General features: G+C 61.1%; 14 protein-coding genes, 1 tRNA gene and 1 pseudogene. 8 read left to right on the top strand and 8 right to left on the bottom strand.

The genetic code is table 11. The annotated features are described in order from the left end of the window. Positions 1-133: 133 nt before the first annotated feature. Together AC72UB_RS07425 and AC72UB_RS07430 are read right to left on the bottom strand one after the other, a co-directional pair. A complete protein-coding gene (locus AC72UB_RS07425) occupies positions 134-586 on the bottom strand; it encodes a hypothetical protein (RefSeq protein ID WP_505189204.1) in 453 nt (150 codons plus the stop codon). A gap of 34 nt (positions 587-620) precedes the next feature. Then, positions 621-695 (bottom strand) — tRNA-Gln (locus AC72UB_RS07430). Between the two features lie 124 nt (positions 696-819). On the opposite strand from AC72UB_RS07430, the gene AC72UB_RS07435 reads away from it, so the two are divergent. Further along, on the top strand, positions 820-1,998 hold the full coding sequence (locus tag AC72UB_RS07435) for a BaiN/RdsA family NAD(P)/FAD-dependent oxidoreductase (protein WP_505189205.1): 1,179 nt from the start codon (positions 820-822) through the stop codon (positions 1,996-1,998). Positions 1,999-2,073: 75 nt separating this feature from the next. On the opposite strand, the gene kdsA is transcribed toward AC72UB_RS07435, so the two are convergent. The 4 genes and pseudogenes from kdsA to AC72UB_RS07455 all read right to left on the bottom strand — a co-directional run bounded on the left by kdsA (position 2,074) and on the right by AC72UB_RS07455 (position 6,643). After that, positions 2,074-2,904, bottom strand: coding sequence for a 3-deoxy-8-phosphooctulonate synthase (gene kdsA, locus AC72UB_RS07440; RefSeq protein WP_505189206.1), 831 nt, complete (start codon positions 2,902-2,904; stop codon positions 2,074-2,076). 5 nt (positions 2,905-2,909) lie between these two features. Further along, positions 2,910-4,580: a KpsE/RkpR family capsule polysaccharide export protein gene (locus AC72UB_RS07445; RefSeq protein ID WP_505189207.1), complete on the bottom strand. Its 1,671-nt coding sequence runs from the start codon at positions 4,578-4,580 to the stop codon at positions 2,910-2,912. Beyond that, positions 4,564-5,223 carry an ABC transporter ATP-binding protein gene (locus tag AC72UB_RS07450; protein WP_463291459.1) on the bottom strand — a complete coding sequence of 220 codons (660 nt, stop codon included), beginning with the start codon at positions 5,221-5,223 and terminating at the stop codon, positions 4,564-4,566. Before AC72UB_RS07450 ends, AC72UB_RS07445 begins: the two co-directional genes overlap by 17 nt. A gap of 208 nt (positions 5,224-5,431) precedes the next feature. After that, positions 5,432-6,643 (bottom strand): annotated as a pseudogene (locus AC72UB_RS07455) (Na+/H+ antiporter NhaA). Positions 6,644-6,808: 165 nt separating this feature from the next. On the opposite strand from AC72UB_RS07455, the gene AC72UB_RS07460 reads away from it, so the two are divergent. The 7 genes from AC72UB_RS07460 (at position 6,809) to AC72UB_RS07490 (ending at position 12,454) form a co-directional block, all read left to right on the top strand. Further along, a complete protein-coding gene (locus tag AC72UB_RS07460) occupies positions 6,809-7,594 on the top strand; it encodes an SseB family protein (protein WP_505189208.1) in 786 nt (261 codons plus the stop codon). A 193-nt stretch (positions 7,595-7,787) separates the two neighbouring features. Then, positions 7,788-8,252, top strand: coding sequence for a 50S ribosomal protein L13 (gene rplM / locus AC72UB_RS07465; protein WP_430464015.1), 465 nt, complete (start codon positions 7,788-7,790; stop codon positions 8,250-8,252). 2 nt (positions 8,253-8,254) lie between these two features. Further along, the gene (gene rpsI / locus AC72UB_RS07470) at positions 8,255-8,740 is read left to right on the top strand and encodes a 30S ribosomal protein S9 (RefSeq protein ID WP_505189209.1); all 486 of its coding nucleotides are present in this window, start codon (positions 8,255-8,257) and stop codon (positions 8,738-8,740) included. 487 nt (positions 8,741-9,227) lie between these two features. Then, entirely contained in the window at positions 9,228-9,479 is a 252-nt protein-coding gene (locus AC72UB_RS07475) for a hypothetical protein (RefSeq protein ID WP_463291464.1), read from the top strand. A gap of 184 nt (positions 9,480-9,663) precedes the next feature. Next, complete coding sequence (locus tag AC72UB_RS07480) at positions 9,664-10,554, top strand: ABC transporter permease (RefSeq protein ID WP_505189210.1); 891 nt, start codon at positions 9,664-9,666, stop codon at positions 10,552-10,554. Further along, a complete protein-coding gene (locus AC72UB_RS07485) occupies positions 10,551-11,357 on the top strand; it encodes an ABC transporter permease (RefSeq protein WP_505189211.1) in 807 nt (268 codons plus the stop codon). The genes AC72UB_RS07480 and AC72UB_RS07485 overlap by 4 nt, the downstream gene beginning before the upstream one ends. 23 nt (positions 11,358-11,380) lie before the next feature. Further along, entirely contained in the window at positions 11,381-12,454 is a 1,074-nt protein-coding gene (locus tag AC72UB_RS07490) for an ABC transporter ATP-binding protein (RefSeq protein ID WP_505189357.1), read from the top strand. Here the strand turns inward: AC72UB_RS07490 and AC72UB_RS07495 are convergent. Together AC72UB_RS07495 and ppk2 are read right to left on the bottom strand one after the other, a co-directional pair. Continuing rightward, a complete protein-coding gene (locus AC72UB_RS07495; RefSeq protein WP_505189212.1) occupies positions 12,451-13,059 on the bottom strand; it encodes a TetR/AcrR family transcriptional regulator in 609 nt (202 codons plus the stop codon). The two genes, AC72UB_RS07490 and AC72UB_RS07495, sit on opposite strands and share 4 nt — an antisense overlap. Continuing rightward, a complete protein-coding gene (ppk2, locus tag AC72UB_RS07500; RefSeq protein ID WP_505189213.1) occupies positions 13,056-13,925 on the bottom strand; it encodes a polyphosphate kinase 2 in 870 nt (289 codons plus the stop codon). Before ppk2 ends, AC72UB_RS07495 begins: the two co-directional genes overlap by 4 nt. Positions 13,926-13,931: the final 6 nt, after the last annotated feature.

Consider the following 13,931-nt stretch of genomic DNA (forward strand, 5'->3'; position numbering starts at 1 on the left):
CTGTCTTTGGGCCAAAGTTCAACGCATGCGAACGGTGAGGGCGCTGACTTCCACAGAGCGATGTAAGGAAATCGGCGATCGCCAGCCCAAGGGCCATGCCGGATCTTCCCTTGGGCTATAGCGTAAAGTCTCCTTAGAACAGGAGCTTATACACATTTCCATTGGTGTCCGTCGCATTGCCAGACCCACTCGCCGTGCCCGAGCCAATCACAAAAGTGCCCTGAACGCGGGTACCATCGGCACAGACAGCGTAGATCTCACCGGTGTTGACGCCCGCGACGGTTTCCGTTTTGGCCCCCAACTCACCGCCCGTCTTGCGCAAGGTCAGGGACATTCCGGCGGTGTTGGACACGGTGCGCGGGGTCAAGGATGACCAGGTGCCTTCACATTTGACCTTGCCGGGCAGGCGGAAGGTCAGAGGGCCTGAGGTGCCTTCGGTGTTTTTCGCCTTGGCTTCGATCACCAGCGTTGGATCATCTGCCGCAATCGGCCCCTGCAGCGGGTAAAGCTGCATCGAGGCGCTGCCGCCACCGCCACAGGCCGCGAGGCCAATGAGGCTAACCAATGCAAGCGATCTGAGGCCCATGTCCGTCCCTATCATCTGCGCTGTGGGGAAAGGTTGGCTGGGGCGCTAGGATTCGAACCTAGGTATGTCGGTACCAAAAACCGATGCCTTACCACTTGGCGACGCCCCAACCGTGCCGCGGTGTTTAGCGAAGGGTTTTGGGGGGTGCAAGAGGGATTTCGCAAAAACATCGGGAGGTTGGGCCGTGGCGGGGCATGGTTGCCTGAGCGCGGTTTCGCGGCTATGCGAAGGCTATGAAACAGGTGGATGTCATCGTACTGGGCGCAGGGGCTGCGGGCCTTATGGCGGGCATCGAGGCCGCTCGGCGTGGGCGTCGGGTGCTGGTCGTCGATCATGCCGCGCGGGCGGGAGAGAAGATCCGCATCTCCGGTGGCGGGCGGTGCAACTTTACCAACCTTGGCATTGCGGCAGACCGATTCTTGTCGAAAAATCCGCGCTTTGCGCTGTCGGCGCTGAAACGCTACACCCAATGGGATTTCATCGCGCGGATGGATGCGGCGGGGATCGCGTGGCACGAAAAGACCTTGGGTCAGCTCTTTTGCGATGGGTCTGCCAAAGAGGTCGTGGCACTCTTGACGGGTGATCTTGCGGCGGCGGGGGGCGAGCTTTGGCTATCTTGCGCCTTGGGCGGAGTGCGGCGTGAGGGGACGGGCTTTGCGGTTGAAACCGCGCGGGGGCCGGTGCGCGCCGCGTCGGTGATTGTCGCGACCGGAGGCAAGTCCATTCCCAAAATGGGGGCCACGGGGTTTGGCTATCAGCTGGCCGAAAGCTTTGGTCTGCCGCTGGTTGAAACGCGCCCGGCGCTGGTGCCTTTGACCTTTGCAGAGCAGGAATTGAGTTGGATGGCGCCTTTGGCCGGGGTTGCCTTGCCCGCGCGGGTGGGTTGCGGCCGGGTTGCGTTTGATGAGGCGGTTCTCTTCACGCATCGCGGCCTGTCGGGCCCGGCGATCTTGCAGATTTCCAGCTATTGGCGGGAAGGACAGGCGATTGGGCTTGACCTCTGTCCAGGCGTCGATGTCGCGGCAGCCCTGCGCGGGGCCAAGCAAGAGAATGGCCGCGCGCTCTTGCGCAGCCATCTGGCGCGGTTGGTGCCGGAGAAGCTTGCACGGCATATCGAGGCCGATCTGGGGTTAGAGGCGCCCTTGGGCACCTTGTCCAACGTCGTGTTGGACCAAGTTGCCCGGCAGATGCGCGACTGGCCGTTGCGCCCGGTGGGGTCTGAGGGCTATCGCACCGCGGAGGTCACGCTGGGCGGCGTCGACACCGACGCGCTGGACGCACGCACGATGGAGGCCAAGGGCGTGACCGGGCTTTACTTCGTAGGTGAGGTCGTTGACGTAACCGGCTGGCTTGGCGGGTATAACTTTCAATGGGCTTGGTCGTCAGGCTGGGCGGCCGGGCAGGTGGCCTGACCCAGCGCTCCTCGTCGACTTCGTCGCTCGTCGCGCGCCCTCGACGAGAAGCCGAAGGCGCACGAGGATGCGGGGTCATACCCGCAGGGGGTTCGCCTTGGCCAGCCGGTCAAAGCCCATCAGACTGTCGATCAGCGCGGGCATGTCGCGCAGGTGGATCATGTTCGGACCATCTGACGGCGCGCGGTCCGGGTCCTCATGCGTCTCGATGAACACCCCGGCAATTCCGACCGCCACCGCACACCGCGCCATCAGGGGCGCAAATTCGCGCTGGCCGCCCGAACTGTCGCCCTTGCCGCCCGGTTGCTGCACCGAATGGGTCGCATCCATAATCACCGGATAGCCGGTGCGCGCCATGATCGGCAGGCTGCGCATGTCGGCCACCAGCGTGTTATAGCCAAAGGACACCCCGCGCTCGGTCAAGAGGATCTTGTTATTGCCGGTGGAGGCCACCTTTTCGGCCACATTCGCCATACCTTCAGGCGCCAGAAACTGGCCCTTCTTGATGTTGATGACCGCACCCGTCTCGCCCGCGGCCAGCAAAAGATCGGTCTGGCGGCAGAGGAAGGCCGGGATCTGGATGATGTCCACCACCTTGGCCGCCGCACGCGCCTGATCGGCGTCGTGAATGTCGGTCAGAACCGGCATGCCCATGGCGCGCACCGCCTCAAGCACCTTAAGGCCGCCCTCAAGACCCAAGCCGCGCTTGCCCTTCAGGCTGGTGCGATTGGCCTTGTCGTAGCTGGCCTTGAACACATATTGCGCGCCTGCCTTGGCGCAGGCTTCGGCCATGGTGCCCGCAATCATCTGCGCGTGATCAAGGCTTTCCAACTGGCAGGGGCCTGCAATCACCATCAGCGGGCGGTCGTTGCCAACCGTTAGCCCACCGATCTTCACGTCTTTCATCTGCATTACGCCGATACCTGTTCTCTCAGGATCGCCACTGTCATTGAAACCATCAGATAGATGCCCGCAAAGATCAGCATGACGACCAAGGTGTTTTCAAAGGCGCGCGGATAGGCGGCCTCGTCGGGGGCCACCGGGGCCACCGCCACCGACAGATAGCGTGTCTGGCGGTTGGCTTCCACCCTTGCCGTTTCCATCGCTTGCAGGGATTGCGCCAGCAAAAGCTGCCGGGTTTGGGCATCGGCTTGGGCCACCAAGAGATCGGATTGCACCTGCGCCAGCGACACCCCATCCTGACCCTGATCGGTCAACTTGCCGCGCAACTCGGCGATCTGGACCTGCAACGTGTCAATCCGGCGCTTCAGCGGGTCCATCCGCGCCTTGTTGGGGTTCTGGTTCGACTCCATCTGGGCCAAGGACAGCTGATCTTGGGTCAATTGGGTTTCCAGCTGGCCGATCTGGCTGGTGATCAGGCCGATCTCAGCCTCGGACGACAGAATCTTGAATCGCTCTTGCAGTTCCACCAGCCGAATATTGGCCTCTTGGTACTTTTTCTCAGCGTCTTCATAGCTTTTCCGCGCGCCTTTCATCTGATCTTCGCGCAGGCGCTGCGTCATCTGGTCGACCTGCTCCTCGGCATAGCCGATCAGCGCGTTGGAATACTCCACCGCCTTTTGCGGATCGGCCGCCGTCACCTCCATTTTGACGACCCCTTCGGTTGGGTCATAGGAGATGCGGATGATTTTCTTGTAAAGCTTATAGACCGCACTTTCGCTGGCATCAGGTGGGATGCGCTGGATCACGTCGATCTCATCAGAAGAGAAATGCTCACGAAAGCCGTTGTCTGCCTCAAGCCGCTGCATGGCGACTTGGCTTTGCAGATAACCTTGCACCGCAATCGAATCTTGCGCTGTGGCCATCGGGGTTGAGGAAAACAGCCCCCCCATCCCGCCCGCGCTGGGGCTTTCGGCCTGTTGGATCACGAATTGGGTCTTGGCGGCATACATCGGCGTGGCGATGGCATAGAAGTAAAGCGCCGCAAGGAACGTGGGCAGCAGCACGAAAACCGAGAGCCGGGCAAACAGCAGCACCGATTTGCGGCGACGGCGGCGTGCCATGTCGCGCTGGATTTTCATCACCTCGGCCAGATGTGCCTGCTCGGCGCGCGTTTCGGTCGAAGGAAGCTGGGCGGGCTTCATGGTTTGCGGCAAGCGGACGCCATCGCCGCCGGGCGTGACGGTCAGCGCGCGCGAGCCAGGCTGGCCCCCCGTCGCAGCCCCGCCGCCGCCCACAAGCTCCAAAACCGCATTGGTCTGGAACGGATCAATCCCACGGGCGCGCAACAGGCGCACCGCGTCAAAATCCGAGGTGGCGGGCAACCCATGCTGCTGGGCCAGCCGCCGCGCCATGCGCAATTGCCGTCCTGTCAGTCCTTCGCGGCGGATCGCGTCAATTTCAGTTGGGGCCGCCTCGGGCGAGCCGGGGCGGGCCATCGGGCCGCCTGCCGTGCCAAAGTTGCTGGCGCCAAAGCCATCGGCATCGGGGCCGGGCATAAAGGCATCATCGCCCGGTCCTGCGGCGCCAACCCCGGCGCGCGCGGTATTCGCCGGGCGCGGGGGCGGCGGCGGGGGCAACTCGATCCGGCGGGTGCGGAACCGTTTAACTGTGAGCTTCATAGTCATAAAGCCGCTTCGCCTCTTCCAGAGTGTCGAACATGTAAAGCTGCCCATTGCGCAGCACCGCCGCCGAGCGGCAGAATTTTTCCAGCGTTTGCGGCGCGTGCGAGACCACCACAACCGTTGCATTCTTCAGCCGCTGGCGCAGCACCTGACCGGCCTTTCGGTTGAACTCGACATCGGTCGAGGCGGGCATGCCTTCGTCGATCAGGTAAATGTCGAATTCCAAGGCCAGCATCAGCGCGAAGGACAGCCGCGCGCGCATGCCCGAAGAATAGGTGCCGACCGGCATGTCGAAGTATTCCTCAAGCCCGCAGAGCCAGCGGCAGAAGCTTTCGACGTAATCGGGATCAAGGCTGTAAAGCCGGGCGATATAGCGGGCGTTTTCGGTGGCGCTGTGCTTGTTTTGAATTCCGCCCATAAAACCCAAGGGAAACGAGATGCGCGAGGTGCGCAGAACTTTGCCCTCATCCGGTTTTTCAAGCCCCGCCATCATGTTGATGATTGTGGTCTTGCCCGTGCCGTTGCGTGCAAGGATGCCCATCGAATTGCCGATGTCGATCCGGAAACTGGCCCGGTCAAGAATGACCTTGCGCGTCTTTCCGGTCCAGAAGGACTTGCTGACATCTTCGAATGCGATCATCCGCCTGCTCTGTGCCCGATCCCGCCGCGCGGGCCTGTGGTAAAGTGTAGTGAACCAAGGTTAAGGACAGGTTCGCGCCTTTATGCCACTAAGCTGCCGACAGATGCCGCTGATAGTCGGCATTTCAGGCGACATTATGGCTTTATTCGCGAAATGAAGACAATACGCCGTGAGCGGGCAGAGTGTTGCGCAGCGGGTTTTCCGCGGCTCAGCGGTGCATCAGGCGCGACAACACCAACGCTGCGGGGCCTGCCAAGAGCGAGATCGCCAGCCCCAGCCGTGCCGCTTCGGCCATCAACCCGCCGGGCAACGCGCTTTCCAGCGACAACGCTGGCACGGTAAAGCCCATGCCCGCGATCATCGCCACCAAGACGACATCGCGCCGCGTCAATGCTGCGGGAAGGCGCGCGCCGAAAAGCCGCGTAGCCAGTGCCAGCCCAAGCAAAAGGCCCAAGGGTTTGCCGATCCAGAGCGCCGCGATCAAGACAAGCGTCGTCGGCGCAAAGGCGCCAAGGTCAATGCCGCCCCGCGTGAGGCCAAAGCAGAACAGAACCAACGCCAGCGGTTTGACCAGATGATGGGCAAACTAGTTGAGGGGATCGTGCAGGAAGGCCTCAGCCTCAGCGAAGACGCCAAAGCTCCGGTCGGCATGGGGAATCACGACAAGCACCGGCAAAAGTCCCAACTCTGGCGGCAGACCCGAGGCCACCACCCCAACCCAAGATACCAGCCCCGCCAACACATAGGGCCAAAGCGCCATCGCCCGGCGACGACGCGCCTCACCCGCGTTTGGGCCGGGATCACGCGCCACAAGCCGCCAAACCGAAATGACCGCAACGGCGGGGAGGGCCAGCCAAACCAGCCGCCACGTCGCCTCGGGATCGGTCAACCCGGTCAACAGAAGGCCCAATATGTCCAGCCCGATCGCCAGCAACAGCGAGACATGCAGCGCCGGATGCCCGGCACCAAACACCGCGCGGGCCACGAAATAGGCCAGCACCACATCGCCGCCGACCGGAACCTGCCAGCCTTGGGCAAAGCTGCCGCTGTAGTTGGTGACACTCAGAGCCGAGATGGTAATCCAGACCAGCACCGCCCCGATCGCCCCGCCCAGAATGCCTGCCACGGGTGCCAGCGCCTGCCGCCCCGCCATAGCACCGCGCGACAGCACCAGGGCCTCCCACAGCTCCTTGGCGATGAAGGCGACGAACAGCGGCATCATCAGGTGCGACACAATCAGCATTGGGGTCAAAGACACTGGCAAGGGCGCCAGCCAACGGGGCAGATCAAGATCCATCAACCGCCATTCCAGCGCGTCGTAATAGCTCGCCGGTGCCAGATTCACCCACAAGGTCGCCAGAAACATGCCCGACAGCAAAGCCTGAGCAAACCGGCGAACAAAGGGTGAGACACGATACATGGCAACTCCATACGCGCAATGTCATGGGGCTGTTCAATCATGCAGGGGCGGTTGGTTCAATGACGATTCCGTGGCCAAACGCACGACAAGGCAGCGCGCCTCTTGTTCCGCGCCCGATTGCCCATTAGGCGATGGGCGTTGCTATCGTCGTCCCGGAGAGCCGCCATGACCCGTTCCGCGCTTGATCTTGCTCATGCCGCCATGCAAGCGGGTGATGAGGCCGATGCGCGGGCCTTTTATCGGCTTTTGGCGGACGCGCCGCTTTGCCTATTGCTCAGCGCGCCTGCGGAGGGCGACCAATTGCAGCCGCAGGTTTTTGATCTGAGCGATGGGCCGGTGATTTTGGCCTTTGACAGCGAAGAGCGGCTGGCAGCGTTTCAAGACGGCCCACAGCCCTATGCCATGCTGCCCGGTCGGGTGATCGCGCAGGCAGTGGCGGGGCAGGGGGTGAGCCTAGGGCTGAATCTTGGCACCGGCGCCGAAAGCGAGACGCTTTTGCCACCCGAGGTCTTGGCGCATCTGCTGGCGCTTTTGGATGTCAGTTCCAACGTGGTCGAAGGGCAGGCCCGGCGGTTTGAGCCGCCGCAGGTGCCTCTGGCAGCGCGAGCGGCGCTCGCGGCGGCGGTGCAGTCGGCGGCGGGGTTGGTGGCTGGAGCGGTTCTGGCTGGGGTGGTCTATGACACGGGCGCACGTGGCCATATTCTGGCGCTGGTTGGTGCCAACCCGACGGCCGAGCCTGCCTTGGCGAAAGCTATGGCCGAGGCGCTGTCATTTGCGGGCCTTGAGGCGGCGGCGCTCGACGTGGTGTTCCTAAGCGCCGAGGACCCGGCCTTGCGGCGCATCGCGGCGGTCGGGCACGCGTTCGAGATCACCCAGCCTGTTCTTCCCGATGCTTCATTGTCGCCGCGTGCGCCGGGCAGTGACCCTGATCGGCCGCCGCGCTTGCGTTAGAGCGTTTCTCCTCGAGCTTGGGTGAACATGATACCTCATCACGTGGGGTATTAAGATACCGCATATTGCAAGTCATTGAAATTACATAAAAGAATTAATACTGTGACGCTTGACCGTGCCGCGCCCATCGGCGATAAGCCGCCATCTAAGTTTCTGGGGGGCTTGCCCTCTTTCTCCTTACGGGACCAACCACATGAAAACCTTTACCGCAACGCCTGCGGATATTGAGAAGAAGTGGATCCTGATCGACGCCGAAGGCGTTGTTCTGGGCCGTCTTGCCACCATCGTGGCCAATATCCTGCGCGGCAAGAATAAGCCGACCTTCACGCCGCACATGGACATGGGCGACAACGTGATCGTCATCAATGCCGACAAGATCCAGATGACCGGCAAGAAGCGCGAAGACAAAGTCTATTACTGGCACACCGGCCATCCGGGCGGCATCAAGCACCGCACCGCGCGTCAGGTTCTTGAAGGCGCGCATCCCGAGCGTGTGGTGATGAAAGCCGTTGAACGGATGATCACCCGCAACCGTCTGGGTAAGCAGCAGATGACCAATCTGCGCGTTTACGCAGGCGCCGCTCACCCCCATGAAGCTCAGCAGCCGACCGTCCTTGACGTCAAAGCGCTGAACCCGAAGAACACCCGGAGCGCATAATCATGGCCGATATCAAATCACTCGACGATCTGAAATCCGCCGTTGGCAACGCCCCGGCTGCGGCACCTGCCGCGATTGTTCGCACCCCGGTCCGTGACAAGCTGGGCCGCGCCTATGCCACCGGCAAACGCAAGAACGCCATCGCGCGCGTCTGGGTTAAGCCCGGCTCAGGTAAGGTTGTGGTCAATGGCAAGGACATGGCAGCCTACTTCGCCCGTCCGGTGCTGCAGATGATCCTCAAGCAGCCCTTCACGGTAGCCAATGTGGAAGGCCAGTTCGACGTCTACGCCACGGTTGTGGGTGGTGGTCTCTCGGGCCAGGCTGGTGCTGTGAAGCACGGCATCTCGAAGGCACTTCAGCTGTATACGCCCGAACTGCGTGGCGCGCTCAAGGCCGCTGGCTTCCTGACCCGCGACAGCCGTGTGGTGGAACGTAAGAAATACGGTAAGCCGAAAGCTCGCCGCTCGTTCCAGTTCTCCAAGCGCTAAGCGTTTCTTTACGTTGCAAGAACACGCGGTCCCTTTGGGCCGCGTGTTTTCTTTTGCGCGGTGGGCTTGCGGATGTGGGATCAGCGTCAAGGCCCCTTGGTTGTGCTTTGCTACTGGACGATGTGATTTGCTGCTTAGGCCGTGGCAGTCGCGCGATCGCGCAGAATTGGTTTTTCGTACTGTCGTAGCGTTTCACGCCTTCATGTGTGTTCGCGCGCGGAATGAGGCTATGTCTGCGGCTGTGGGCGTCATAAAGGTCCACCATCGGGCGATCAGCTTTTCTTGGCGCTGAAGCGCTGACTTTGTGGTGCAACGGCTGCCAATCTGGCTTTGGCCGGCCGTGATTGTGCCAAAAGTTGCTCTATTGTTGCAATCTTGCTGCGGTCGCCGGGTTGATCACGGGGTGCCATCGACGGGGCTGTTGACCGTAGCGCCTGAAAACCTGCAAGATTCCGTCAGAGCAGAATAAAAATGAGAAGGCCCGAAAATGGGACTCCAAACCACCTTTCACGCCCCCAACGGGGGCGCCGATTTCCTTGGATGGCGCAAGTCGCGCACGGGCGCGACAGAGATCGTCTATGATGACGGCGTAACGCGCCGCATGGTCTGGCGCGTTGCCGGCTCCACCAATGAGGCGCGAATCGTCGAAGCGCTTCGGGTCTCGGTCGCGAGCCTGAGGATTGTGCCCACGCTCTATGACGAGCTGAAAAAGCGGGCAATCGCGATCGAACGGGTCTGATCGGGGCCTGTTTTGGCCTGCATTCTGTGGCCCTGCGTCTAAGTCTTTGAATCGGCATGCCGGACCTTTGGTCCGGCTTGATCCGTTCACTCATCCGGCCTAGTTTAAGTGAAATCTCTTGCCCGGCGCCGCGCCATACGCATAGGATTTGATCAAATAACAGGACGGCGTGCCAACAGGGGGCATGATGAGCAATAACGGTGTACTGGCCCGGATCCGCCGATCCGAGGGGGCCAGCGGTCTGGCGATCATATCGCCGTCGGCGATCTACGCGATCCTGCTTTTGGCCGCGCCTTTGGCGACGGTCTTGCTGTTTTCGGTGCTAATGTCCGAAAACGGCCAGATCGTTTGGCAGTTCTCGCTGTCGAATTACGAGACCGTGTTCACCCACCCTGTCTACCGTGCCATCATGCTGCGCTCGTTGATGGTGTCGATGATGGTGACACTGGCCACGGTGCTTTTGGCCTATCCCTTGGCCTATTACATCTCGTTCCACGTGCCCGCGCATCGCAAGTCGATGTGGCTGTTTCTGGTGACGCTGCCGTTCTGGACAAGCTATATCATCCGCGTGTCGCTGTGGCGTGTGATCCTTGGCTATAGCGGGGTGATTGACTCGGCGCTGATGGATTTGGGGCTGATCGGTGAGCCGCTGAACATTCTGTCCAATGGCGTCGCCTCGATCGTGATCACGCTTGCCCATGCCTATGCGCCCTTTGCCATCTTGCCGATCTTTGTGGCCTTGGAAAAGGTCGACCGGTCGCTTCTTGAGGCGGGGCAGGATCTGGGCGAGTCCAAGCTGCGCACCTTCTGGCGCGTGACCTTGCCCTTGTCTATGCCGGGGGTGATTGCGGCGGTGCTGATCGTGTTCATTCCGACGGTGGGCGACTATGTGACACCCGAACTGATCGGTGGCGGGAAAGTGCCGATGATTGCCAATATGATCGAAAGCCAGCTTCTTAAGCAGCGCGATCAGGCGCTTGGTTCGGCCCTGTCGGTGACGGTGATGATGATTGTGGCCGTGGTGTCGATCATCTTCCTCCTGTTGAACCGGCGCTTCCTTGGGGGGCAGAAATGAAATCTCCGTCCTTGCGCGTCTATGCCATCGCCTATCTGATCTTCCTTTATGCCCCGATCATCCTCCTGCCGATGTTCGCCTTGAACGACAGCAAGGTGGTGCAGTTTCCGCTCAAGGGATTCACCTTCGAATGGTTCCGCGAAATGACGCAAGATGCCCAACTGGGCATTGCGGTGAAAAACAGCCTGATCATCGCCTTCTCCTCGGCGACCCTGTCGACTGTGCTTGGCATCTTTGCCGCCCGCGCCTCAACCCGGTTTTCCTTTCCTGCCAAGGGCTCGATCATGGGCCTGATCATGCTGCCGATGGTTTTGCCCGAGATCGTCGTGGCGATGTCCTTGTTGATCGTGCTCTTGTCGATGGGAGTGAAGCTGTCGCTCTTGACCATCATCATGGGTCATGTGCTGGTCTGCACACCTTTTGCCGTGGCCATCCTGTCCTCGGCCTTCCAATCGCTTGATAAGTCGCTGGAGGAGGCGGCCTATGATCTGGGTGAGACGCCGCTTTCGACCTTCCGGCTGATCATCCTGCCCTTGGTCTTGCCCGGCATCATCTCATCGTTCCTGATCTGCTTTACCATCTCGATCGACGAATTCATCATCTCGAACTTCCTTGGAAGCGGCGAGGCGGTGCTGTCGGTCTATATCTTTGGCCAGTTCCGTTTTCCGGCCAAGGTGCCGTCGATGCTGGCGCTTGGGACCATTTTGGTGCTCGTATCGATCCTTCTTCTGACCATTGCTGAATATTTCCGCCGTCGTGGCATCGCCAAGACCGGTGGCAAGGATACCGGAGGCTTCCTGTGACGTTCTCGGCTGACAAACCCACGATGATCGAATTCAAGGACGTCCATAAGTATTATGGCGATTACCATGCCTTGCGTGGGATCAACGGCACCATCAAGGCCGGCGAGTTTTTCTCTTTGTTGGGGCCGTCGGGCTGTGGCAAGACCACGCTTCTGCGCACCATTGCGGGGTTTGAGGGCATCTCCTCGGGCGCCGTCCTGATCGACGGCAAGTCGATGGAAGGCGTGCCGCCCAATGAGCGGCCAACGAATATGGTGTTCCAGTCCTACGCCATTTTCCCGCATATGTCGGTGGCCGAAAACGTGGGCTTTGGCCTGCGCAAAGATCCCCGGTCTAAGGCTGAAAAGGCCAAGGCTGTGGAAGAGGCCTTGGAGATGGTGGGCCTGAAAGGCTTTGGCGGCCGTGCGGCGCATGCGCTTTCGGGCGGGCAGCGGCAGCGGGTGGCGCTGGCGCGGGCGCTGATCCTGAAACCTAAGGTTCTTTTGTTGGACGAACCCCTCAGCGCGCTCGACAAGAAGATGCGCGAGCATATGCAGGTGGAGCTGATTAAGCTGCAACGGCAGGTGGGGATTACCTTTATTCTGGTGACCCATGATCAGGAAGAAGCCCTGGTCATGTCCGACCGCATCGCGGTGATGTTTGACGGCGAGATTGCGCAGCTGGCCGATCCGGAAACGCTGTACAGACGTCCGATGTCCAAGAAGGTGGCCGATTTCATTGGCACCATGAATTTCATCCCCGCTACGGTGTTGTCCGATGCCGGTGGCAAGGTTGAGGTGGATGCCAAGGGCCTTGGCAAGGTGACGCTGGACGCGGCAATGCAGCCCCCGGTGAGCGGCGACAGCCCTGTGGTGGGCCTGCGCCCCGAGACGCTGACGCTGCTCTATGATGACCAGAAAGCCACCGACCGCGAGACGGATGGGGTGATCGACGAGGTGATCTACTTCGGCGATATGACCTATTATGACGTCTATCTGGGCGGCACAGACGTCGAAGTGCGGCTGTCGATGCGCAATGTGCCGGGCCGTCCGGTGCTGGACGTGGGCACCAAGGTGCGGGTGGCGTGGTCGCCTTCGGCGCTGGTTCTGTTCCGCTAACGGTCGGGCGACAACAGTCCCAGACCCCGCAGATAAATGCCGATCCCGGTTTCGAGCAGATCCTCGGGCGGGAAGGGGCTGCGGTTCTGCCCTCGCATGAACAGTTCGACCACGCCATGGCTCATCGCCCAGACATGGGCCGAAAACATCGCGGCGGGCGGGCGGCGACCTTCGGGGAGTTGGGCTGCAAGCCCGGCGGCGGCCATATCCTGCACCGCCTTCGCGCGCAGCGCGACATCGGCCACCTGCGGATGGGCGGCAAGGTTCAGCCCGCTTTCGAACATCGCCATGTAATGGCCGGGATATCTGCGGGCAAAGGCCAGATAGGCGCGCCCCGTCGCCTCAAAAGCTGCTAGCGGCGAGGGCTTGCCGCCTGCATAGGCAAACTCCATCAGAGCGGCAAAGATATCAAAGCCTTGGCGCGCTACCTCGGCGATCAGATCCTCGCGCCCGGCAAAGTGGCGATAGACGGCGGCGGGGGTGACATCGGCTGTCTTGGCGGCCTCGGACAGGGTAAAGCCATTGGGCCCCTGCGCCGCGATCAGCTCCAGCGCCGCATCGACCAGCGCTTGGCGCAGGTTGCCATGATGGTACCCCTTTTTCACCGTGTACGCAGCCGGGTTCCACCGCAGATCTTGGTGTCGATCTCGCCGATCTTGTCCATGTCGCGCCCTTTGTACTCCACCGCCCGCAGCACGGTTTGCAGCGCGGCAAGGCGGGCACGTTTCTTGTCATCCGACAGGATCATCGTCCAGGGCGCATAGGTGAAATCACTGCGCGCCATCGTGTCGTCAATCGCGGCGCAATAGGCGTCCCATTTCGACAACCCGTCGATGTCGATCTGACTGAGCTTCCATTGCTTCAGGGGGTCTTGCTCGCGATCGAGAAACCGCTTGAGCTGTTCGGCCTGCCCAACCTCAAGCCAGATCTTCAAAAGCGTAATACCCTCATCGACGATCATGCATTCAAATTCAGGCAGTTGGCGGAAGAACTTCTCACGCTGTTCTTCGCTGCAAAACCCGAAGACATGCTCAATCATCGCCCGATTGTACCAAGAACGATCCAAGATCGCCATTTCGCCCTTGGCGGGCAGCCAATCGACATAGCGTTGGAAATACCATTGCGCAGCCTCGCGCTCCGTCGGTTTCGACAGCGCCACCACATGGGCAAAACGCGGATTCAGGTTTTCGCGCATCACGCCGATGGTGCCGCCTTTCCCCGCCGCATCGCGCCCTTCGAACACCACGACCAAGCGCTGGCCACTGGCCTTGAGGCCTGCCTGCATCTTGACCAGTTCGATCTGCAACGCCTCCATTTGGGCGTCATAGGCCTTGCCCTTCATCTCATCGCGGTAGGGGTAATCTGGGTTCAGAATGTCATCTTTGTCCGCAGTGTTGATGGCCTTGCGCAGGTTTTCCGGCGCGGTTTCGCGGAAAAAGCGGCTGATCGCACCGTCAAAGGGCAGGTCCATTCGTTA

Source organism: Allotabrizicola aquatica (SeqCode), assembly GCF_965194375.1.
Classification (GTDB): Bacteria; Pseudomonadota; Alphaproteobacteria; order Rhodobacterales; family Rhodobacteraceae; genus Tabrizicola_A; species Tabrizicola_A aquatica.

Excerpts from the sequence above, each read along its gene's own strand:
- AC72UB_RS07425 (WP_505189204.1), bottom strand. The coding sequence starts at position 586 with ATGGGCCTCAGATCGCTTGCATTGGTTAGCCTCATTGGCCTCGCGGCC.
- AC72UB_RS07445 (WP_505189207.1), bottom strand. The coding sequence starts at position 4,580 with ATGAAGCTCACAGTTAAACGGTTCCGCACCCGCCGGATCGAGTTGCCC.
- rpsI (WP_505189209.1), top strand. The coding sequence starts at position 8,255 with ATGGCCGATATCAAATCACTCGACGATCTGAAATCCGCCGTTGGCAAC.
- AC72UB_RS07460 (WP_505189208.1), top strand. The coding sequence starts at position 6,809 with ATGACCCGTTCCGCGCTTGATCTTGCTCATGCCGCCATGCAAGCGGGT.
- kdsA (WP_505189206.1), bottom strand. The coding sequence starts at position 2,904 with ATGAAAGACGTGAAGATCGGTGGGCTAACGGTTGGCAACGACCGCCCG.
- AC72UB_RS07480 (WP_505189210.1), top strand. The coding sequence starts at position 9,664 with ATGATGAGCAATAACGGTGTACTGGCCCGGATCCGCCGATCCGAGGGG.
- rplM (WP_430464015.1), top strand. The coding sequence starts at position 7,788 with ATGAAAACCTTTACCGCAACGCCTGCGGATATTGAGAAGAAGTGGATC.
- AC72UB_RS07435 (WP_505189205.1), top strand. The coding sequence starts at position 820 with ATGAAACAGGTGGATGTCATCGTACTGGGCGCAGGGGCTGCGGGCCTT.
- AC72UB_RS07485 (WP_505189211.1), top strand. The coding sequence starts at position 10,551 with ATGAAATCTCCGTCCTTGCGCGTCTATGCCATCGCCTATCTGATCTTC.
- AC72UB_RS07475 (WP_463291464.1), top strand. The coding sequence starts at position 9,228 with ATGGGACTCCAAACCACCTTTCACGCCCCCAACGGGGGCGCCGATTTC.
- AC72UB_RS07450 (WP_463291459.1), bottom strand. The coding sequence starts at position 5,223 with ATGATCGCATTCGAAGATGTCAGCAAGTCCTTCTGGACCGGAAAGACG.
- ppk2 (WP_505189213.1), bottom strand. The coding sequence starts at position 13,925 with ATGGACCTGCCCTTTGACGGTGCGATCAGCCGCTTTTTCCGCGAAACC.
- AC72UB_RS07490 (WP_505189357.1), top strand. The coding sequence starts at position 11,381 with ATGATCGAATTCAAGGACGTCCATAAGTATTATGGCGATTACCATGCC.